At 44.7% G+C, this 21,048-nt stretch carries 20 protein-coding genes; 12 read left to right on the top strand and 8 right to left on the bottom strand.

Going from position 1 to position 21,048, the window contains the following annotated elements:
* The first annotated feature begins 141 nt into the window (after positions 1-141).
* The 3 genes from OH461_RS15640 (at position 142) to OH461_RS15630 (ending at position 4,685) form a co-directional block, all read left to right on the top strand.
* Positions 142-2,136, top strand: coding sequence for a GNAT family N-acetyltransferase (locus OH461_RS15640; protein WP_270021505.1), 1,995 nt, complete (start codon positions 142-144; stop codon positions 2,134-2,136).
* Positions 2,137-2,678: 542 nt separating this feature from the next.
* On the top strand, positions 2,679-2,978 hold the full coding sequence (locus tag OH461_RS15635; protein ID WP_270021504.1) for an STAS domain-containing protein: 300 nt from the start codon (positions 2,679-2,681) through the stop codon (positions 2,976-2,978).
* Between the two features lie 9 nt (positions 2,979-2,987).
* Positions 2,988-4,685 (top strand): ATP-binding SpoIIE family protein phosphatase, encoded by a 1,698-nt coding sequence (locus OH461_RS15630; protein WP_270021503.1) that lies wholly within the window; start codon positions 2,988-2,990, stop codon positions 4,683-4,685.
* Positions 4,686-4,701: 16 nt separating this feature from the next.
* Here OH461_RS15630 and OH461_RS15625 read toward each other — a convergent pair whose 3' ends face one another.
* Together OH461_RS15625 and OH461_RS15620 are read right to left on the bottom strand one after the other, a co-directional pair.
* The gene (locus OH461_RS15625) at positions 4,702-5,733 is read right to left on the bottom strand and encodes an alcohol dehydrogenase family protein (protein ID WP_270021502.1); all 1,032 of its coding nucleotides are present in this window, start codon (positions 5,731-5,733) and stop codon (positions 4,702-4,704) included.
* 2 nt (positions 5,734-5,735) lie between these two features.
* A complete protein-coding gene (locus OH461_RS15620) occupies positions 5,736-6,260 on the bottom strand; it encodes a TetR/AcrR family transcriptional regulator (RefSeq protein ID WP_270021501.1) in 525 nt (174 codons plus the stop codon).
* Between the two features lie 268 nt (positions 6,261-6,528).
* Between OH461_RS15620 and OH461_RS15615 the strand changes: the two genes are divergently transcribed.
* The 4 genes from OH461_RS15615 to OH461_RS15600 all read left to right on the top strand — a co-directional run bounded on the left by OH461_RS15615 (position 6,529) and on the right by OH461_RS15600 (position 11,744).
* Positions 6,529-8,205 (top strand): DUF342 domain-containing protein, encoded by a 1,677-nt coding sequence (locus OH461_RS15615; RefSeq protein WP_270021500.1) that lies wholly within the window; start codon positions 6,529-6,531, stop codon positions 8,203-8,205.
* A gap of 382 nt (positions 8,206-8,587) precedes the next feature.
* Positions 8,588-9,982 (top strand): glycoside hydrolase family 1 protein, encoded by a 1,395-nt coding sequence (locus OH461_RS15610; RefSeq protein ID WP_270021499.1) that lies wholly within the window; start codon positions 8,588-8,590, stop codon positions 9,980-9,982.
* 197 nt (positions 9,983-10,179) lie between these two features.
* Positions 10,180-10,905 carry an IclR family transcriptional regulator gene (locus OH461_RS15605; RefSeq protein WP_443088471.1) on the top strand — a complete coding sequence of 242 codons (726 nt, stop codon included), beginning with the start codon at positions 10,180-10,182 and terminating at the stop codon, positions 10,903-10,905.
* 5 nt (positions 10,906-10,910) lie between these two features.
* Positions 10,911-11,744 carry an arginase gene (locus tag OH461_RS15600; RefSeq protein ID WP_270021498.1) on the top strand — a complete coding sequence of 278 codons (834 nt, stop codon included), beginning with the start codon at positions 10,911-10,913 and terminating at the stop codon, positions 11,742-11,744.
* A gap of 53 nt (positions 11,745-11,797) precedes the next feature.
* Here OH461_RS15600 and OH461_RS15595 read toward each other — a convergent pair whose 3' ends face one another.
* On the bottom strand, positions 11,798-12,427 hold the full coding sequence (locus tag OH461_RS15595) for a bifunctional 4-hydroxy-2-oxoglutarate aldolase/2-dehydro-3-deoxy-phosphogluconate aldolase (RefSeq protein WP_270021497.1): 630 nt from the start codon (positions 12,425-12,427) through the stop codon (positions 11,798-11,800).
* A gap of 865 nt (positions 12,428-13,292) precedes the next feature.
* Here OH461_RS15595 and OH461_RS15590 point away from each other — a divergent pair.
* Positions 13,293-13,445, top strand: coding sequence for a hypothetical protein (locus tag OH461_RS15590; protein WP_260262090.1), 153 nt, complete (start codon positions 13,293-13,295; stop codon positions 13,443-13,445).
* Between the two features lie 63 nt (positions 13,446-13,508).
* On the opposite strand, the gene OH461_RS15585 is transcribed toward OH461_RS15590, so the two are convergent.
* Positions 13,509-14,402 carry a LysR family transcriptional regulator gene (locus OH461_RS15585; protein ID WP_270021496.1) on the bottom strand — a complete coding sequence of 298 codons (894 nt, stop codon included), beginning with the start codon at positions 14,400-14,402 and terminating at the stop codon, positions 13,509-13,511.
* Between the two features lie 126 nt (positions 14,403-14,528).
* On the opposite strand from OH461_RS15585, the gene OH461_RS15580 reads away from it, so the two are divergent.
* The 4 genes from OH461_RS15580 (at position 14,529) to OH461_RS15565 (ending at position 17,921) form a co-directional block, all read left to right on the top strand.
* Positions 14,529-15,032 carry a lactoylglutathione lyase family protein gene (locus OH461_RS15580; protein WP_270021495.1) on the top strand — a complete coding sequence of 168 codons (504 nt, stop codon included), beginning with the start codon at positions 14,529-14,531 and terminating at the stop codon, positions 15,030-15,032.
* A gap of 8 nt (positions 15,033-15,040) precedes the next feature.
* Positions 15,041-16,030, top strand: a complete 990-nt coding sequence (locus OH461_RS15575; RefSeq protein ID WP_270021494.1) for a zinc-binding dehydrogenase — start codon at positions 15,041-15,043, stop codon at positions 16,028-16,030.
* A gap of 207 nt (positions 16,031-16,237) precedes the next feature.
* Positions 16,238-17,410, top strand: coding sequence for a MerR family transcriptional regulator (locus OH461_RS15570; protein WP_270021493.1), 1,173 nt, complete (start codon positions 16,238-16,240; stop codon positions 17,408-17,410).
* A 4-nt stretch (positions 17,411-17,414) separates the two neighbouring features.
* Complete coding sequence (locus OH461_RS15565) at positions 17,415-17,921, top strand: GNAT family N-acetyltransferase (protein ID WP_270021492.1); 507 nt, start codon at positions 17,415-17,417, stop codon at positions 17,919-17,921.
* 52 nt (positions 17,922-17,973) lie between these two features.
* On the opposite strand, the gene OH461_RS15560 is transcribed toward OH461_RS15565, so the two are convergent.
* The 4 genes from OH461_RS15560 to glpT all read right to left on the bottom strand — a co-directional run bounded on the left by OH461_RS15560 (position 17,974) and on the right by glpT (position 21,019).
* Positions 17,974-18,435, bottom strand: a complete 462-nt coding sequence (locus OH461_RS15560; RefSeq protein WP_270021491.1) for an RDD family protein — start codon at positions 18,433-18,435, stop codon at positions 17,974-17,976.
* 151 nt (positions 18,436-18,586) lie between these two features.
* Positions 18,587-19,072 (bottom strand): RDD family protein, encoded by a 486-nt coding sequence (locus OH461_RS15555; protein ID WP_270021490.1) that lies wholly within the window; start codon positions 19,070-19,072, stop codon positions 18,587-18,589.
* Between the two features lie 6 nt (positions 19,073-19,078).
* Complete coding sequence (locus OH461_RS15550) at positions 19,079-19,426, bottom strand: putative quinol monooxygenase (protein ID WP_270021489.1); 348 nt, start codon at positions 19,424-19,426, stop codon at positions 19,079-19,081.
* A gap of 210 nt (positions 19,427-19,636) precedes the next feature.
* Positions 19,637-21,019 carry a glycerol-3-phosphate transporter gene (glpT, locus tag OH461_RS15545; protein ID WP_270021488.1) on the bottom strand — a complete coding sequence of 461 codons (1,383 nt, stop codon included), beginning with the start codon at positions 21,017-21,019 and terminating at the stop codon, positions 19,637-19,639.
* Positions 21,020-21,048: the final 29 nt, after the last annotated feature.

Below are 21,048 nucleotides of genomic sequence, written 5' to 3'. Positions count from 1 at the left end.
TATTTGCGGCTTTTTTTGTGCCTCCAAATCGTAACGCTTACTTAAATCAATGTTCGCTAGGGCGGGCTAACAATCTTCATGGCAGCATTTCAATCCTGACAAGGTATACTATGGCTAACTCTATAAAGGTCTGCATTTGCTATGTTTAATCTCAATACTTTCTTCTCCCGTTTATCTCAACAGTCTTTGCTTATGAATCATCGGCAGGGAGTGGTGATTCGTGGTGATGCAGATTGGCAACATCAGTGTTTGACGGCGATTGAGAATGCCTATTCCGGCAATACCTTTCAATTAGGCGGCGTGAACGATAATGACAATGTTCGCGTGGTAGCATCGAACAAAGGCCAACAGTTGTTAGGGCAGGAGTGCCAAGTTCTTATTGTTGATGTTTCAGCGAGTTTTGATGCGAACAGTTTTACTTCCGCACTAGGTACGGTCGTTGGCGGAGGCTTAGTGGTCGTAGTCGGAGAAAATTTGGCGTTAGAAGGGTATGCCTACAAATGGATGGCGCGCGCCTTTGAGCAGTTCTTGATCGTTGAACAAGACGTATGGTTACCGGAACTGCCACCAGCGTATCAAACCGTAGAGGTCGACTGCTATGCTCAACAAAAACAAATTATAGAGAAAGTCCACAAAGTTGTGACTGGTCATCGCAAGCGTCCACTTGTGATCACCGCTGACCGAGGAAGAGGGAAAAGCAGTGCGTTAGGGATTGCCAGTGCAGAACTCATTTTAAGTAAAAAGGCATTGAACTCAGCCATGTCGATTGTGGTTACTGCACCAACTGTTCAAGCGGTTCAGCCTATATTTGACCACGCAAGCCGGTTACTTGGTGGCGCTGACGTCAGCAAAACATGTTTAAGCTGGCAAGGTGCGACGATTCAGTTTGTTGCGCCAGATGACCTTTTGCTAAATCGACCAAGTTGCGATTTGCTGCTGGTTGACGAAGCGGCGGCTATTCCACTGCCGATGTTACAGCAGATGGTTGAGCATTATCATCGAATGGTATTTTCAACCACCATTTACGGCTACGAAGGATGTGGTCGTGGTTTTAGTATCAAATTCAAAAAGTGGCTTGATGACAATCGTCCTGGAAATCAATTTTGTCATATGAGCCAACCGATTCGTTGGGCCGAAAATGACCCCATCGAGCGTTGGCAGTATCAAACGTTTTTGTTAGATAACGATTTGGCGAGATGCCCTTATGTTACGGACACCGAATTCTCGTTAGCCAAGATAGAAAAGAAGCAGTTATTCCAATCGCCAGAATTGCTCAGAGAGTGTTTTGCTCTATTAGTGAATGCCCATTATCAAACTACCCCGAACGACTTAATTCTGATGTTGTCAGATACTAGCGTTCATCTTTATGCCGCTTTTAGCCATGATGTTTGTGTAGGGTGTATTGTTGCCATCGAAGAAGGTCAGCTAGAGGACGATTTGTTTGATGGTGTCAAACTTGGCAAGCGTCGTCCGAAAGGGCACATGACCCCAGTTTCTATTTTGAATCATTATGGTTTTGAGCTTGCCGCTCAACAAGCCAGCCTCAGAGTTATGCGAATTGCTGTTCACCCTGAATGGCAAAATACTGGGGTAGGTAGCGATTTAGTCGCGCAATTAGAGTCGATGACCGATTACGACTATTACTCGACAAGCTTTGGCGCAACGTCTGATTTGGTTCGTTTCTGGCAAGCGAATGGTTATGTGTATGTGCGTTTAGGTAGCCAGCGCGATCAAGCCAGCGGTTGCCATTCTCTTATGTTGGTCAAGGGAACGCAGAGCTGGATAGGTGAAGTTCATCAGCTTCAGCAACAATCACTCCTTTATTTGGCTAAAGATGTGTTCCGCGATATCGACGTTGAATTGTTAAAGCATCTTGTGGTCGTCAACTCTCATTCTGTTGCTATACCGGCTGCGGTAAATAATTACGTGCAAGGTGGTTCGAGCTTTGATGCGGTCGCGCCATTCATCGAGAGATTGCTAATGAGCGACGAACAGGCATTGCAGCAAGCGTCAGATTTGGTTATCCGGAAAATTGTTCAGCAGTGGTCTTGGAGTGAATGTGCGAAGGCATTTTCACTTACTGGGCGTAAGCAAGTCGAACAGCAGTTGAGAGAAGACCTTTGTTCATTAATCTGATCAAATTTACACTGTAAAACCCTCAGCTCATCACTTGATATATTTACAGTGTAAACTGGCACGCTGTTTACACTGTAAATTCTAATCCTATTTTTAATCTTATCATTAGCGATTGGCTAGCCGCATCGCTCCTACTTTATACCGCACGAAAGAGAATATTAAAGTCTGTCTCAGAGTTGCTAATCCATTATTTCTTTCTAGACTAAAACATAAGCAATCAGTTTTTTATGGCTAGGCAAAATAAGAATGCGGACGAGAGCATATTTCGCTTGTTTTTCAATACACCATGGATGGGTGTCGTATCTACTCACTAAGCCCTACATCGTATTTGAGTCAATGGCGCTAACGCGGTTGACTCTCTCCTCTCGTCGTTTCGTTTTCATTCGTTGCCCTGTTGCGAATATCTACACCACAAACAATACGAATTAGTGTGTAGCCAGTGGCATTGCCAAAGGGCAGTTCACGACCGCGGTAGAGAATAGCCTTTCACCGCCCAAAGTCAGCATTTCAATGGCTGATCAACGCGGATTAAAGGGGGAATTATGTCGGTTGAAACAGAGATAGATACCAGAGATAGAAAGGTGACGATTTTTGTCGATGGTGCATTTGGCTTTAACTTAGTGAACGAATTTAAGCGCTGCTACGCAGATAAAAGAAACTACCGCTTTACGGTAGATTTACGCAAAGTGGACTACATCGACAGCTCGGGTCTTGGGATGTTGATTAATATGTACAACTACTTAGAGCAAGACGACGGAGCCATTCTAATCACAAATACTTTGCCTCAAGTTAGAAAGGTGCTTTCTATTTCACGCTTCGACCGCAAGTTTCGAATAGAGTAGGGGGCAGCAATGCGAATAATGATTGTTGATGATCACGCGACCAACCGAGAGTTGTGCCGATTTATGCTGAGCCATATCGCGACACGCATCGATGGTTTTGAAAATGGTGTCGGTGTCGTTGATGCAATGAAAAAGATGGACGATTTGCCAGATGTGATTCTACTTGATGTGATGATGCCGATTAAAGATGGCTTTTCGACTGCGCAAGAGATTCGCCAAGCCTTTCCGCATCAGCACATCGCGATTATCTTCCTAACCGTACTTGATGATCACGATTCATTTGAACGTTGTCTCGCCCTGGGTGATGACTTCATTCTAAAGCCGGTTGAACGCAGTGTGTTGCTTGCTAAAGTTCAGGCGCATTTTCGCATCGTGCGTATGCACAATGAAGTAGCGGTACAACGAGATCAGCTCAGCCATTTCCATGAACAAGTCAGTTATGACTACGCTATTGCAGAGTCCATCTTCTCCAACTTAAAGGAAGAGATGAGCGGGCAGGTCAAGCATGTGTATGGGGTAAACTACATCTCAACACCTTCGACGGTGTTTAATGGTGATTTAATTGTTGTCGCCAATCGTCCTCACGGCGGTATTTACGTGATGATTGCAGATGCAACCGGCCATGGCTTACCGGCCGCCATATCAGCCATACCGGCGACAAGAGCTTTTTTCTCCATGGCAGTGAAAGGATTATCTCTGGGAGAAATCGTGGCGGAGATGAATGACGTCTTGGTTCGATTTTTACCTCCGGGAATGATGTTGGCCGCCAGTTTATTTGAAGTCCGAGCTAACGGTTTTGAAGTGTCATGGTGGGGCGGTGGGTTGCCCGATGGCTACCTAATTGACCCTGATGGACAAATCTGCCGCAAGCTTGTTTCAAAGCATATGCCTTTAGGCGTGCTGCCGTCTCATGAGTTTGAAACCGATCTGGTTCATTTCAAGTTAGAACCGGATCAGAAAATAGTGACTTACACCGATGGGGTTATAGAGGCGATGAACGAGCAAGGCGAGCGTTATGGACAAGAGCGTTTAGAGAAAGTGCTGCAAAGTGGCCAAGCGATCATTCCTACCTTGTTTGAATCGGTTAAAGAGTTTTCGTTGCGCTCGGTCGATGATGATTTGTCGATACTCGCGATGGAGTTTCCTATCTCGTGTGCGCAAGATCAGATCGCCAAAAAGGAATTACCGGTATTAAGTACTCTGCCATCAAATATTACGATTCACTTTTCTGCTGAGTTACTGCGTACCGTGAGTGTCGTGAATGAAGTGCGCGAATATCTGTCTGGCTTAATTAAAGGTGGCGCGCATCTTGATCTCGTATGCTCGGTATTGTCGGAGCTGTTTTCCAATGCGATTGATCATGGCTTATTGCGAATGGACTCTAGCATCAAAGAGGAGGCGGATGGTTTCTTTCGTTTTTATCAAGTGAGGGAAGATAAACTGGCAGAATTGGACGATGATGCGTGGATCAATTTAGAGCTGGATTACAACCCAGTAGAAAAACGCATTACCATGCAGTTGGAGCACAACGGGGAAGGATTTGATTACCATGCCTTACCTAAAGAGATCGATAACCCGCTTACTCACGGACGAGGTATTGTATTGGCAACGGAGCTGTGTGATTCATTAAGCTATTCAAAACAAGGGAAGAAAGTGACGGCCATATACAGTTTTGACGCGCCACACTGTTTTCCTAGCTCGGCATAGTCTTTAACGATAACGCTTAAGGAACGAGGACGATTTTACCCACATGCCCTTTTTCTAAGAACATGGCTTGTGCCTTTGCGATCTCTTTAAGTGCAAACGTCTTTGCAACTAAAGGCTGGATTTGCTTTGCTTCAATGCGTTTAACAAGGTTAGGAAATACCTGAGGCTCAAGGTGAGTACAGCCGAAAAAGCTTAAATCTTTTAAATAGAGCGTTCTTACATCAAGCTCTACGATAGGGCCACCTATCGCGCCCGACACTGCATAACGGCCGTGAGGCTTTAATACCTCCAACAATAATGGCCATTGAGATCCGGCGACTAAGTCGATCACAACATCAATGCTATTTGAGCCAAGAGTTTTAACCAAGTCAGCGTCGCGTAATACCACTTCATCTACACCAAGCTGTTTTAATTGAGATACTTTACCTGCACTGGTAATGGCGATCACTTTCGCGCCGCGGGCTTTCGCTAGCTGTATTGCAGCCGAGCCTACACCGCCAGATGCGCCCGTTACCAAAACCGTATCGCAACTTTGTACGTTTGATCGGGTAAGCATGTTTTCAGCGGTGGAGTAAGAGCAAGGAAAAGAGGCAAGTTCCACTGCACTCATGTCGCTGTTTACCTTGTGGGCGTATATCCCGTCAACAACCGTGAACTGAGCAAACCCTCCATCGCATTCAGAACCAAAATACCATGTTGAGCTAAGTGGCTCCCCATTAAACTGGTTTAGGCATGGCTCGATAATGACACGTTCGCCAAGACGTGAAGCGTCTACGTTACTGCCGACAGCGACGATTTCGCCACACACGTCAGCGCCTTGAATCCTTGGTAACGTCAAAGCATTACCAGCCCAACCGGCGTCTTTGCTGTCGTTATTACCTTTTGAATACCAACCTGTGCGGGTATTGATATCGGTGTTGTTTACTCCGGCTGCAAGCACTTTTATCAGTACTTGATGAGCTTGCGCGGTTGGTAGTGGTATTTCTTCACTGTATTGTAGTACTTCCGGTTCGCCATGAGCGGTGAGTAATACGTTTGATTTACGCATGGTTAGCGAGGCTCCTTATAAAGCGTTTGAATGATTGCTTGCGCGGTTTTTATTGCGAGTTCACCCTGTATTGGCCACGCATTAACGACGCCCTCATGAATGAGTAGCCACTGCTCGGCTTTATCGGGTTGTCCTGATATTTCTCCGAGAATAGCACCCACTTGTTGTTTGTGCGTTTGCACCGCGTGTGCGATTTCTTGGTTGTTGGGAAAAGCGGTACACGCGTTGAGTGACATACAGCCATTTGGGGCTTCGTCTCTCATCCAAACGGTCAGTTTTCCAATCACGTTTAATAGCGCTTCTAAGCCATTGTCATCGACATCTTGCTTAAGCAAAGCAAGATAACGTTGATGGCGATATTCAAGCGCGGCAACAATCATTTCTTCTTTTGAACCGTAATACTTATATAAGGTACGCAAGCTAACGCCACACGCTTGCTTGAGTTTCGCAACGCTTGGTTCAGCGAAGCCATATTGGCTAAATGCGCTTTCAAGCTTTGCAGCGATTTGAGTTTGAACTGTCGACATAAAGGTAGAATGAACGTTTTACATAGTTCTTATGGTAGAGGGTTTATTCTACCTCTGTCAATGGTAGAGATTTTCTGTCAGGTCAATTTACAATGTAAATGGTTTTACATAGATGGATTTCTATTCACAGCATGCATAAACGGAATTATCTATGGCTCGCTTTTGTGACCAATTACAGAACGTTTAATGGAAAATGCTACGTAATTCATACTTATATCGGCTGAAATTTTATAAACTGATTCTTGGATAAAACCAAGGTAGGTGAACCATGTGGAGTGATATTGTTGCTCGTTCTGAAGACGAGCAGCAGGTAGTAGCGCAGTTGCCTAAAGAACTTACACTCAGCGCCGATTTTGACCAAACAGGTCTGGCTGATGCACTGAAGGATTTAGGCGCCGATAAATTCTTCCTAATCGAAGAAGAGGTTTTGCGTTTTCTTACTTTGGCAAAAGAAGGGAAATCTGAAGGATTCCAAGGCATCATTATTGCCGAGCAGCGTGATGCTGCGGTTGAGTTGATCTTGTCTGAAGGCGACATGCTCGCAACAATGAAAGTGACGGGCGCATACGGAGGCAAAGCACTCTCTGGCCCAACATTGATTCATGCGTTAGCTAAATCAACCGTGACCAAAGGAATCAATAAGCTGGCATTGAAAAAGGTGTTAGCGGTAAGTCACAAACTTGCTCCGGGAGAGGAATTTTCTCAAGCCGTCGCAGCAGGTAAGAATCCTATCCATGGCAGAGATGCTCGATTTATTCCTTTGGTTAAAGACGCTTCAAAACAAGTGCTTGCACCTGTCGAGGACGAAACTGGCAAAGTCGATATGCTCAATCTCGGCGAAACGATCAGCGTTGTGGTTGGTCAACCTCTAATGCGTTATGAACCACCGACGAAAGGTACGCCGGGTATTACCGTTCAGGGACATGCTATTCCTGCAACTGAAGGTAAAGAGGGTGTGCTTAAAGAAGGCAAAGGTTCTGCGTTCTCTGAAAAAAATCCCAACGTACTGGTCGCTACTGTGGCGGGTATGCCTATCTTGCATGAGCGCAGTGTCGATGTGGATGAAGTCTTAGTTGTTCCATCAATCGGTGTCGCAACCGGCCATGTGCGATTTAAAGGTAGCGTGATTGTACGCGGCAACATTGAATCGGATATGGTGGTCAGAGCGACAGGAACGATTACCGTTGGGGGCTTTATTGAGTCTGCTGATGTACAAGCTCAAGGTGATATCGAAGTCGCCAAAGGCATCATTGGTCACAACGTATCAGACGACGAGCAGAAATCGTGTGTGGTGAAAGCGGGCGGTAGCATCAAAGCCAACTATGCTCAGTTTAGTTTTTTACAAGCAGGACATAACATCGATTTGTCGGTGCACTGCTTAAACAATGAAATACGTTGTGGTAACCAATTAACCGTAAGTGATGAAGCTGGCAGACAAGGCACGTTGAGTGGCGGCCTTGCGAAAGTCGGCGGTAAAGTGACGTGCGTTAACTTAGGTGTAGAAGGCGATACGCCGACGCATGTTCATGCTTTTGCTCGTTATCAAATGCATAAAGATCGCCAAGCTAAGTTCAAAGAGCAGTATGAATTAGCGCAAGAAGCAACAATGAATGTCATCCGAAAAGAGATCGAGTTTAAGAAGCTGCCCAAAGCAGAACGCAGCGAAGAAAAACAGGATGAGATTGATAAAACCAAAGTAGCGGCTAATACAAGGCTAGAAAAAGTCAAAGCTGCCCGTGATGAGCACGCAGAAGAGTTTGAGGGCCTACTTGAAGAAAACATCATTGAAGTAACGAGCAAAGTCTACACGCACGTAACGGTTCAATTTGGCGATGAGAAGGTAGTGACGAAGCGAGTCCATGGCGCTAGCCTATTTACCTTTAACCAATTTGAAATTAAGTGTTCATCGATGTTTGATGATCAACTACTTGAAGAAGAAGCGTAACGATTAGAATCGATAACGTTAAAAAGGGATGACAGCTATTTGTCATCCCTTTTTCGTTTTGATGGTTATTACATCAAGCCTGATGACGCTAGGCTCATTGATTGCTGGTGAGCTGTGTTCCACCTTGGGTGACTGTTGAGTCGTAAATAGGGAAGGGTGATGACTGCGGCTGTTCCCGTTTTGATTACTGAATGTAGATAAAGACGTTTTTTTGTCTGCTAGTTATCAAATACGGAATGAAAATCGCGTAAAACGCTCTCTTTTTCTCACAGTGCTAATTATCGATACTAGGTTTAGATGTGTCATCCATCTTACTGACTGTCAGTTGGTAGATAGTTAACAAGGTTGAGTGACATTAATGATTGATTTGATAGAGGCTCGTATGACTAAATTTCCAGATAATTTCTTGTGGGGGGGCGCGATTGCTGCCAACCAAGTCGAAGGAGCGTTTTTAACGGATGGTAAAGGTTTGTCCACCGCTGACATGCTACCGAGTGGTATTTTAAGTCCCCACCAAACTCGCGAGCAGCGAACGGATGGAATCAAAGATCTGGCTATCGATTTTTATAATCGCTACCCGCAAGACATTGCGCTGTTTAAAGAGATGGGCTTTACCTGTTTACGTTTGTCGATCGCATGGAGCCGTATTTTCCCGAACGGTGATGAGAAAGAGCCAAATGAAGCGGGCTTAGCCTATTACGATGCCATTTTTGATGAGTTGGCAAAGCACGATATTCAGCCTTTTGTTACGCTCTCACACTATGAAATGCCCTATGCTTTGGTCGAGAACTACAATGGTTGGGCAAGCCGTGAGTTAATTGAGTTTTTCGAGCGTTATGCGGTGAGTGTTTTTGAACGCTACAAAAACAAAGTAAAGTTATGGCTTACCTTTAATGAAATTAACATGTCATTGCATGAACCGTTTACTGGCGTTGGTTTACAAGAGGATGCGAGCGAGCAAGAGATCTATCAAGCGATCCACCACCAATTGGTTGCGAATGCGAAAGCCGTTCAACGTTGTCACGAGATCATTCCAGACGGAAAAATCGGCAATATGTTGCTTGGTGCAATGACCTACGCTTACACCTGCAACCCTGATGATGTTATTGCTGCAATGCACGAGAATAATCGCTGGTTACTGTTTGGTGATGTACAAACTCGTGGTCAGTATCCCGGTTACATTAAGCGTTACCTGCGTGATAAAGGCATTGAACTGAAAATGGAAGCTGGAGATTTAGAAGAGTTAGCGAAAGCCAGCGTCGACTTTATCTCATTCAGTTATTACGCGAGTGGCTGCGCCAGTGCTGACCCTAAGAATAAAGAAGTTGGCAATATCGTTGAGAGTGTACCGAATCCATATCTTGAAAAGAGTCAATGGGGTTGGTTGATCGACCCACAAGGTTTACGCGTAATCCTTAATTTCTTGCATGATCGCTACCAAAAGCCGCTTTTTATCGTAGAAAATGGCCTAGGTGCGCGTGATGAAGTAAACGAGAACGGCGAGATCATTGATGATTATCGTATTGACTACCTCAACGATCATTTGGTTCAAGCAAGAGAAGCAATCTTAGATGGGGTCGATCTGATGGGTTACACCAGTTGGGGGCCAATCGATCTTGTCGCTAACTCTACCGCAGAGATGAGTAAGCGTTACGGGTACATTTATGTTGATCGCCATGATGATGGCTCAGGCACATTAACTCGAACCCGTAAGAAAAGTTTTTACTGGTATCAAGAAGTGATCAAAACCCAAGGGCAATCCCTTAAAGTGAAATAAACCAGTCAGTTTTATGCAATACCAACCGCTTAGGTTGGTATTTTTTTGCGCGTCAGCTAGCTCAGTAAAAATCAAACGATGGCTTTGATTCTTATTTGGTGAGAAAGCAATGCTTAAAATCTTTATAAATTCTCATTAAGTAGGAATACAATTTGCTCAGTTCTTAATGAAAGCGATACAACATGAGTGTGAACTCGATGAAACAAAATTCAGGACAGGTTAACGAAAAGCTCTTGCAACTTTTGATGCAAGTCGCCGTCAACGAAGAACCCGTAACTGCAAAAGCACTTAGTGAGCAATTAGGCACGCCAATCAGTAGCCTTTATCGCCATCTGAAGCTGCTCAAAGAGTGGAACTTGATCGAAGAAAGTCCAAGTGACAAAACCTTGATCATCGGTCCGGCTGCTCTACTACTGATGCGCAGTTACGAAACCAGCAAGCATGATCTGGATGATGTAGATGCGGTATTAAATCGCCTACAAAAACAAACCGGAGAAATGGCAGCTTACATGGTTCCGGTCGGTTACCGCGCTTTGTGCGTAAGCCGAAAGGAAAGTATGCAAGCTTTGCGTTGTAGTTACGTTGAAGGGCAGAGTCAGCCATTACTGCGTGGTGCATCATCAAAAGTAATGTTGGCATTTATGCCCGCACAAAGACGGGAAAAAATCCTGCGCTACTTTGGCGAAGCACATCGTATCAATGAATGGCAGCAAGAGTTAGATGAAATACGTGCTCAGGGGTATGCCTTGAGTACGTCAGAAATTGATTCAGGCGTATCTGGGATTAGTGCGCCGGTAATGAAAGGGAGCAAGTTGATTGGTGCAATTACGGTGATGGCTCCGGCGCATCGTGTTGTACAGAATCAACAGCGCATCATACTTCACGTACTTCAAGCAGCGAGGGCACTGCCCCCGGAAAGGTAATTCATATGTTTGGGCTATTTCGACGTAATAAAACACACAGCATCACAGGCGTATCTTCATTTGCCATGTCACTTTTAAGTGTGGCTCAGCATCTTAAGCCGATGAAAAATGTGGAGTTCGAAATGGCCAATCAAAGCCTTGAAGACGTGTTTGAGTGGCTCGCCGAGCAAGAAGCATCTAACTGGCTAAACGGCGGCCATTATCTCCTCAATGACCAATCTATTGCTCGTTATCAGCTTCATTTAAGCCGGTATTTGGGCGCACATACGTTGCCGGTTGTGTTTAGTAATTGCAGTGAATCTTTATTGCATGCGCTGCCAATGCTCAATATCGCAAATCAAGATTTAGGCATCGTACACATAGGCAATCAGTTTGAAGTGAAAGCGAGTTTAGAGCCGGAGATTGGTTCAGCTTTCCATTTTGCTTTGGCGAAATTCAACGAAACTCGTTTGTTTTGCTTAGGTATCGATAAAGAAGATCAAAGCGATAAAGTTTTGGAATACGCGGAAGATTTAGGGTGTGACTGGATGACGCTCAATGAGTGTCAGTTTAGCCATCGTTTTCAGGTGAAGCAGCAACTGGCTAGCTACCTTGCCCATTGCGATCAAATTGTTTTGAATATTGATCTTGCGTCATTAGCACCTAAATCGCGTTTGGAAGCAAGCCGCTGTGTTGATGTGCAATTAGTGAATCGCATTATTCGCCAAGCACTTGTATCAGGTAAGGTGAAAATGATCCAACTTGTGGGTTGGAAAGATAAACACATCTTTGCTAAATCAACGCTAAGTATTTTGCACGAAATCGCGTCAATGGTGCCAAGTAGCGATAGAGCGGCTTAACACAGAAGATTAACTAAAACGCCAAGTTTGTAGCTTGGCGTTTTAGTTAATCTCTAGGCCGTTTTACCAACGACTTCAGCCACAAGGCGGCCGATCTCTTGCCAGTTTTTTTGTTTGATGAGAGCTGGTGACACCATCCATGTTCCCCCACAACAAATGACACGTTCTATCGCTAGGTAGTCATCAATATTGGCTTCGTTTACACCGCCAGTAGGCATCAGTGAAACATTCACATACGGAGCAAGTAAGGCTTTCACCATTGCTACACCACCAGAAGCTTCAGCGGGGAAAAACTTCATAAACGTCAAACCAAGTTCTAAGCCTTGCTCTATTTGGCTTGGGTTGTTTACGCCCGGAACGATAGGCATGTTGATGCTTTGGCAATATTTTACCGTGTTCGGGTTTAATCCGGGGGCGACAACAAACTCTGCGCCTGCCTGCTTTGCGCTATCTACTTGCTGAGCATTGAGCACTGTACCTGCACCGATGTACATTTCAGGATAGGCTTGACGCATACGGGCAATCGCTTCGCGAGCGGCTTGAGTTCGAAAGGTGACTTCTGCCACGGGCAAACCGTTTTCGACGAGTGCCTTAGCTAACGGCTCAGCATCTTCTGGGTGATCGATTTGAATCACAGGAATAACACGAAATTGCTGCAAGCGTTCAATAAGAGGTTGAGACATGAGTTTTATCCTGTTGCAAAGTGTGGAGACGTACTTGAGCTTTTTACACTGTAAAGGCTGGCTTAAATACTTATATCAGTGGCTAAGAGTGTACGAGGCTTGCTGGGGAAAATCTTATTCAATCAATAGATGCTTCGAGGCGATCACAGTTTGCCGAAATGATTGTAAGGGATTGGTTATTCCGTGCGCGGTTGGGGTTATGAAAGGCCTAAAATACAAAAGCTGGCAATAAATGCCAGCTTAGACGTTGGTGATGTGCACATTACGATTCTTTCGTTTGCTTGTTCGCTTCTTTCCAGTATTGGATGCGAACACGATGCAGTTGTGCTTTTCTCATTTTCTTCATGATATTTCCTCACTAAATTCTTGCTTACATATGAGCATATGTGAATACAGTTCCTCATGAACCCTTTGAATGTAGCGGTGATTATCTTATATAGCTAGGATTTTGATCACATTTTTGTGTTGAAATGTCGTGCTACACGAAATGTAATCTGGGCTACATCTCACCATAATATTTCTGACATAAAAACGTCAGAAAAGTGCCATTCAAATGAAATCTAAATAAAACAAAAGGTTAAGATTTAGATTGCCGCCTAATAATATTAAGCATATTTAATGCCAGCAAATGTCAGGTTGAATAGAAGGATAACGTGCGATTTGCGATGAGAGCCAGATCAAGAACTGACGACGAATTGTGATGAAATTCTAAGCAATACAAAACTCCGAGTGAATAACCATAGAATAAAAATGGAAATGGCATAATTTTTGTGATGTTAAGAGTATTTTACAGCTTAGATCATTGACGAATACGTACGGTAACATTAAATTGGTAGCATATGTCCAACCGAAGAGAGGTAACGCAATGTTAGCACTAGGTATTCTTGCAATCGCTTTAGGCGTGTTTTTCGGCTCTTGGGTATGTCAGCATGGTTTGCCAATGATGGGCTTACATGTTGATACCGCCGATCCTCTTCTCGTTTCGGAAGTCAGTGGACAAGAAGTGCTCGAAGCGTAGCACTTAATTTGATGAGTAAAGGAGCCTGATGGCTCCTTTTTTGATCGTTTGAATAGCGATTTATTAGTGTCGGTTAAGAGTCGCTTTAATGGTATCGATGACCGTTGCAAACCGCAGCGGTGTCGAAGGCTTTTGTTTGCTCACTAAATAGAGCGGCTGATCCACCACCTGATTCGCTTGATGAATGTACACTTGGTCTTTTTGGCTAAAGCCATCAAGTGCACTTTTCGGCAATACTGTAAACCCAAGCCCCTTCGCCACTGGCAATAGAATTTGGCTCAGTTGGTTGACGTATCCGCTGCGTGGCAATTGATCTATTTTTATTTCCGCCAGTTCCTCATCCCCACAATGGGTTAAGTAAAGGGATAAATATTGTTCGGCGTCAGGGTGAGCAATTAAACCAAGTTGCGACAATACAGACGCGCTTAACTCTTTTGCTTGGTATTCGATAGGTAACATTAAGCAAAGTGGTTCGCGACTCAGAGGTTCAATGTCATAGCGTTTATCTTGCGGCGCTTGTGTCACGATACCTAAGTCGGTTTCGCCACTTAATATATCGGTCAGGATTTTTCTATTTGGCGCAGCCTCAATTTGCGTGATCAATTGGGGATGTTTACATTGTAAATTAAGCAGCTGGGGATAGAGAAGCAATGCGAGCGAACCAGAACAAGAGAGCGCGACGGAACCAGAATATGCGTTGTCTGGCTGAAGTTGGCTGAGCATTTGCGCTTCTTGGTTTTGTGCTTGTTTTGCGTAGTGATAAACCTGCCAACCTTGCTCGGTCACTTCAAAGTTCTTTTTGTCTCTTTCTATCAACTTATAGCCGCATGCTTGTTCCAACTTTTTAATGTGTTGGCTAACGCCCGGCTGAGTCATGAATAGCTTTTCCGCCGTGCGGGTAAAGTGACCAGTATCAATCAGTGTTTGAAGTGTTCTAAGCCAAAGCGGATTGATCATCGACTTAATTCTCATAACAATAAATTATTGAAGTGAGAATAAACGATAATTTTAAATACTAAAACACCTCCACTACAATTTTCGTAACGAACAAGGCTATTAACCTTAAATATTTGAGAGGTCGTTATGTCTATACCTTACCCACGTACATTTAGCCATATTGGTATTTCCGTTCCGGACTTGGAAGCCGCAGTGAAGTTTTACACTGAGGTGCTAGGTTGGTATTTGATTATGGAACCCACAGAAATCCTAGAAGACGATTCCGCGATTGGTGAAATGTGTACCGATGTGTTTGGTGCTGGTTGGGAGCGTTTTCGCATCGCCCACCTTTCGACTGGCGACCGTATCGGGGTTGAATTGTTTGAGTTTAAAAACCAACAAAACCCTGAAGATAACTTTGAATATTGGAAAACAGGGGTTTTCCACTTCTGTGTTCAAGATCCGGATGTCGAGGGGCTAGCAGAAAAGATTGTTGCCGCTGGTGGTAAAAAACGCATGAAAGCCCCCCGTTTTTATTATCCGGGTGAGAAGCCATACCGCATGATTTATATGGAAGACCCGTTTGGCAATATTCTAGAGATCTACTCTCACAGTTACGAATTAACCTACGCAGCTGGCGCATACCAGTAGGAAAGAAGATGAAGGCGATCACTTACCAATCAGAGACAGATACTTTTAGTCTGTCTGAGTTACCACAACCACAAGTTCAATCAGATTTCGATGTTGTCATAAGAGTGAATGCTGTCGGGCTCAATCCTGTGGATTGTAAAATCAACTTATGGCACCCAATGGTCGAAGGAATGAGCGATACATTCGTCGGGGGGCTTGATGTATCAGGAACGATTGTTGAGTTGGGTAGCGCAGTTAAAGACTGGCGGGTAGGTGATCGCGTTCTCTATCATGGAAATATGCGCCGTTTCAATGGCGGGTTTGCAGAGTATGCGGTGCAAGATTCGCGTACGCTTATTAATCATCCGGATGTTCCTGCTGAGGTCGCGGCAGCCACCCCATGCGCAGGTTGGACAGCCTACCGCGCTTTGTTTGATAAAGTCGATATCTCTCGATGTCGTTCTCTCTTTATTGCCGGGGGCGCTGGTGGTGTGGGAAGTTTTGCATTACAGCTAGCCAAACACGCAGGCGTTGAAACCATCATTACCAGCGCTTCAAGCACGAAACATGATTATGTTCGCTCTTTAGGGGCCACGCATGTGATTGACTACCGAGAGCAGGATGTCATTCAACAAGTCGCTGATATTACTGGCGGTGAAGGGGTTGAGGTGGCACTTGATTGCGTTGGCGGTGACAACGATAAAATCTCTGCGGCAGTGTTGGCGTTTGAAGGCCACTTGATTGAGTTAGTGAAGGTGCTTGAACCTTCGCAATATGATAATGCTTTTCTTCGTGGTTTATCGTTCCATCAATTAAGTTTGGGGTCTGGTCATGTTAATGGTGAGCGAGCGCGTCAAGCGCTAGTTACTGCTGGAGAAGCATTCTCTGCGCTACTTGAGCAAGGCCACATTCAAGTGATTGAGCTTAAATCGATCCCATTAGAAATGATTGGTGAGCAGCTTATGCAGATGCGTGATCAGCGAACCAAAGGCAAAATTGTCGCCATTGTGGCAGATTAAGTATTCAATCAAACAAAAGCTCGCTCAGGCGAGCTTTTTTTGTGTCTGCAACATTTTCTCTTTCTTATCTCGATTTCTGAGTTGTGCTTCCCTTCCATTTAAAGAGACATTTCTTTTACTAATCTTCTCCGCACTGGACGAAAGTGTGTTGACCTGTCTATAACTTCATAGTTTATATTGCGCTTATTGAATGACGGAGCGATGAATATGTATCGAATCTCGGAGTTAGCCCAAAGAGTCGGGTTAAGCCGCTCGACATTGCTGTACTACGAAAAGCTCGGGCTGATTTGTGGCGCGAGGCAGAGTAATGGGTATCGACGTTACTCTGAACGTGATTTGCAGCGGCTTAAACTGCTTCAACAATTACAAGCTGGCGGCTTGAGCTTAAAAGAGTGCTTAGCTTGTTTAGAAGCGAAGGTAGACAGAGAGACATTGCTACAACGGCTGAATGTGTTGGATGAAGAAATCGCGCAAAAACAAAAAGCGCGAGCCTTGCTGTCATCCATGCTTGGCCTGAACTCAATGAGAGATTGGCACCAATCGTTAGAGCACAGCGCTCCTGAGGCTCATTTAGATTGGTTGATGAAGCAAGGGTTTAGTGAAAAACATGCCCTAAGGTTGAAATGGTTGTCAAAAGATATGAATGAACATCAACAGTACATGGCTGATTTTGAGGGGCTTTTTGAAGGGCTCGATCACCTTGGTCCTAGCTCTCAAAACGATTCACTTAAAGCATTGCAATCGCTGCCGAGCGACCAAGGTCATTTACTGGATATTGGCTGCGGTAAGGGCGTAACCTCCCTCTTATTAGCGCAACATAGCCAGTTTGATATTACGGCGTTAGACAATGACGAGTATAGCTTGAGTTGTTTGGCTGAATCGCTACGCGAATTAGGGCTAGAGCAGCGCATTACCATGCAATGCGCCAGTATGACTGACATGCCTTTTGAAGCTGAGCTGTTTGATGTTTTATGGTCAGAAGGCAGTGCGTACATCATGGGCTTTGAGCAGGCGTTGCAACAGTGGCGTCAATTCATTAAGTCAGACGGTTACTTAGTGGTGAGTGATTTAGTTTGGTTAACCGATCAGCGATCTCAAGAGGCAGAAATATTCTGGCAGCAAAACTATCCGCAAATGTCGAGCGTACAACAGCGTGAAGCAATCATTGAGAAAGCGGGTTATCGGCTAATGGAGAGTTTTACGTTGAGCAAAACAGCTTGGGATAACTATTTACAGCCGTTAACAAACAAGGTGTCGACGGTCAAAGAGTCTGAAATTCGCTCCAATGCGTTGGTTGATATAAAAACAGAATTAAACATCCACCAGCAGTTTTTAGGCCAGTATGGCTACCAGATGTTTGTATTAAAGAAATTGGGTTAATAGTATGCATATTAGACAAGAACAAAGCAGTGACGAAAGTGTTATTGAAGCTGTAACATATTCGGCATTTGAAAACCACCCGCATCATGAGCCGGGGGCGAAACCGACCGAACATTTGATGATCCAAAAGTTGCGCGACAGTCATGCGTTGTCGCTCTCTCTAGTGGCGGAAGATGAGACTGGAATTATTGGCCATATTGCTTTTTCTCCGGTTGACATTAACGGTGAGTCATCGGGTTGGTTTGGATTAGGGCCAGTTTCAGTATTGCCTGATCGTCAAAGTGAAGGGATTGGTGGCGCTCTGATTCGACAGGGTATTGAACAAATCAAGCAAATGGGTGGCCAAGGTATTGTGCTGTTGGGTGAGCCGGAGTATTACCATCGATTTGGCTTTAAAGCTCAGCCAGAGTTAACACTGCAAGGTGTTCCAGCAGAGTACTTTTTATCGTATTCATTGGTTGAAGCGCCACTGCCTATCGGTGAGGTTGTGTATCACTCTGCGTTTTCATAAACAAAAAAGGCATTCGTAATGAATGCCTTTTTCATTTCATCCTGCGTTTAGCTTAAGCGGTAATGCGGGATGGGGCTTTTGCATTGATAACCTGAGTATCAGCAATCAGGTCATGCATACAACGCTTATCACCTCTGAAAATCATTAGGCAATTCATCACGGTAATGATTGATCCGATAATAGGAATTGCGGAGAGTAGGGTAATCGGTAACGAGCGAAAGAAAATGATTCGACGAAGTGTCGCTTGGCGGCCTTCCATATCAACAATCGCGATATCAAGCATCTTTTTACCGATAGTTTGGCCATGTTTGTACATCAGGGAAAGGTTAATATACAAAACGCCCAATACGGTGAAGAGGCTAAAAATGCTCAGAGCCATCGGTGATGTGCTGTATTCAACGTAGATGGGAGCAAATGCAACCGCGATGGCTACACTCCAAATAGCGAAATCGATAAGCCCTGCGCCTAAGCGTGCCCATCGTGAGGCTAGCTCATCGTTATTTTCGTTATTCATGCCTTTATGTCCTATTGTTGTTTTTATGTTGGTTGCGCCAAAGAGTTGCTCCTCCTAGAGGAAGAGGGGCTCATATTGTTGAGTGTGTAAAGAGAGAAAAGGCACTCTAACTGTAGTTAGAGTGCCTTAAAGCAAGATCTAAATTTGGGGTTTATGCCATTTGGATTTCTTGACCACGCACGTAGTTACGCTTGATCACTTGTGTTCCTGCGAAAAGATCGTGGATACAGCGTTTATCATCTCTAAAGATCAATAGAATGTTGATGATGGCAAAGATACCGCCAACGAAAGGGATCGCTGAAATCAGTGCAACAGGTAACCAACGTAGGAAGATTACTTTTAGTAAGCGTGCTTGCTGGTTGTTCATATCGACGATAGTAATGCCCAGTGCCATTTTGCCAATGGTTTGGCCACGTGAATAAAGTAAAAACATATTGATGGCAAGGATAGCGATCACTGCAATAGCAATTGCAATGATAGGGCCGTCAGAAGGATAGCTGCTGTAACCGTATCCGTAATCTGGAGTTAACGAGAAGCTCGCGATGACAGCGACGAGTATCCATACAAGACCATCTACGATAGCCGCGCCAAAACGTGCCCAACGTGACGCTAACGCACTGTTGTCTGCGTATTCCATAATTTGTTATTCCTGTTTAGGTAATGATTTGGTTGTTATGTTGTAGTGGCGTTCAACATTTTTGCTGACGTGCCCCCATTTAGAGTGCGCTACTCGCTGTTGATGAAAGTCGAATGCGGCTTGATCAACAAACTCTTCATAGACATCAAAACGATTCGGGTTATTAGGATCTTGGGTGACCTGAAAACAGAGGCATCCTGACTCTTGCTCGGTTAGTTGGCAGTGCTCTGCAAGTGCCTGTTTAACCGATGATAAGTCGTCGTCTGCAACGGTGATAAAACCGCTTAATACAATGATGTTCATGAAACGAGATGTAGTGCTACTTTGAATTGGGGAGATATTGTACCGCTGCATTTTATAATTCCAAGTGTTGAAATCAAAAATGGAGTGCATATCTTGGTTGAAATCGGAAATCCTCATGGATAAATAAGCCCATGAGTGAAGAGGATTGTGTACTCGGTTATTTTGTTTGAGAAGGTTGTTCTTTGGTCATCTCATTCGGGTAATAGAAAAAACGCCCACAGAAGTGGGCGTTGTTAAGTGATGGTAGTTATCTTGAGGTGATTAACATTCGGCTGCTTTTTGTTGTTCTAATTGCTTTTGTTGCTCTAACTGCTGGTGGTGCGCACGCTCACCAAGCAAGGCGTAAGTTAAGCAGACAATCGAGGTAATACAAGAACCTACTAAGATAATAAAACCACCATCCCAGCCAAAGTGGTCAACGGTATAGCCAAGTATTGCGTTAGCCGCGACAGCGCCACCTAAATAGCCAAATAAGCCAGTTAAGCCTGCGGCTGTCCCTGCTGCTTTTTTAGGTGCGAGTTCTAGTGCGTAAAGGCCGATTAACATAACAGGGCCGTAAATTAAGAAACCAATCGCGACTAAAGCCATCATATCGATGGTTGGGTTACCGGCTGGGTTAAACCAGTAAACCATGACCGCTACTGTTACTAGCACCATAAACAAGATGCCAGCAGGCGCTCGACGGCCTTTGAACAGTTTATCGGAGATCCAACCACACAATAATGTTCCCGGAATGCCTGCCCATTCATATAAGAAGTAGGCCCAAGAAGATTTATCAACAGAAAACTCTTTTGCTTCTTTTAGGTAAACCGGCGCCCAATCGAGCACACCGTAGCGAATTAGGTATACAAAGGCGTTGGCGATGGCAATAGACCATAGAAGTTTGTTGGAGAAGACATACTTAAAGAAGATCTCTTTGGCTGTCATCTCTTGTTCATGTGACTGGTTGTAGTCATCTGGGTAATCGTCTTTGTACTCTTCAATCGGTGGTAGGCCGCAAGATTGAGGGGTATCACGCAAGGTAAACCAAATAAAGATCGCGACTAAGGTTGCGAAGAAGGCGGGTACATAAAAAGCGGTGCGCCAGTCATCATTGAACGCCCAAAGGCCGAGAATAAACAAAGGACCGATAAGACCACCACCGACGTTGTGTGCCACGTTCCAAACTGACACTATCTCTCCGCGTTCTTTGCGTGACCACCAGTGAACCATGGTTCGTCCACAGGCGGGCCAACCCATACCTTGGAACCAGCCATTTAAGAACAATAAGATAAACATGGCAGTAATACTGCCGGTAGCCCACGGCATAAAGCCAAAGCAGAACATGACCAATGCTGACATCAACAGGCCTGCACTTAAAAAGTACCGAGGGTTAGAGCGGTCAGAAACACTACCCATTAAAAATTTAGACAGGCCATAGGCGATGGATACAGCAGCCAATGCTACGCCTAAATCGCCACGGCTGTAGCCTTGCTCGATTAGGTATGGCATTGCCAAACTGAAGTTTTTGCGAACTAAATAGTAGCCCGCGTAGCCGACGAAAATACCGATAAACAGTTGCCAACGTAAGCGGGAGTATGTGCTATCGACTTTGCCTGGCGACAAACGGTCGATGTGTGCCTTAGGTTTGAATATTCCAAACATGAGGTACCTCATTATGTTTTTGAGCGATG

It is taken from the genome of Vibrio sp. LaRot3 (genome assembly GCF_027587025.1).
Classification (GTDB): Bacteria; Pseudomonadota; Gammaproteobacteria; order Enterobacterales; family Vibrionaceae; genus Vibrio.
This window is presented reverse-complemented; position numbering and strand designations above follow the sequence as displayed.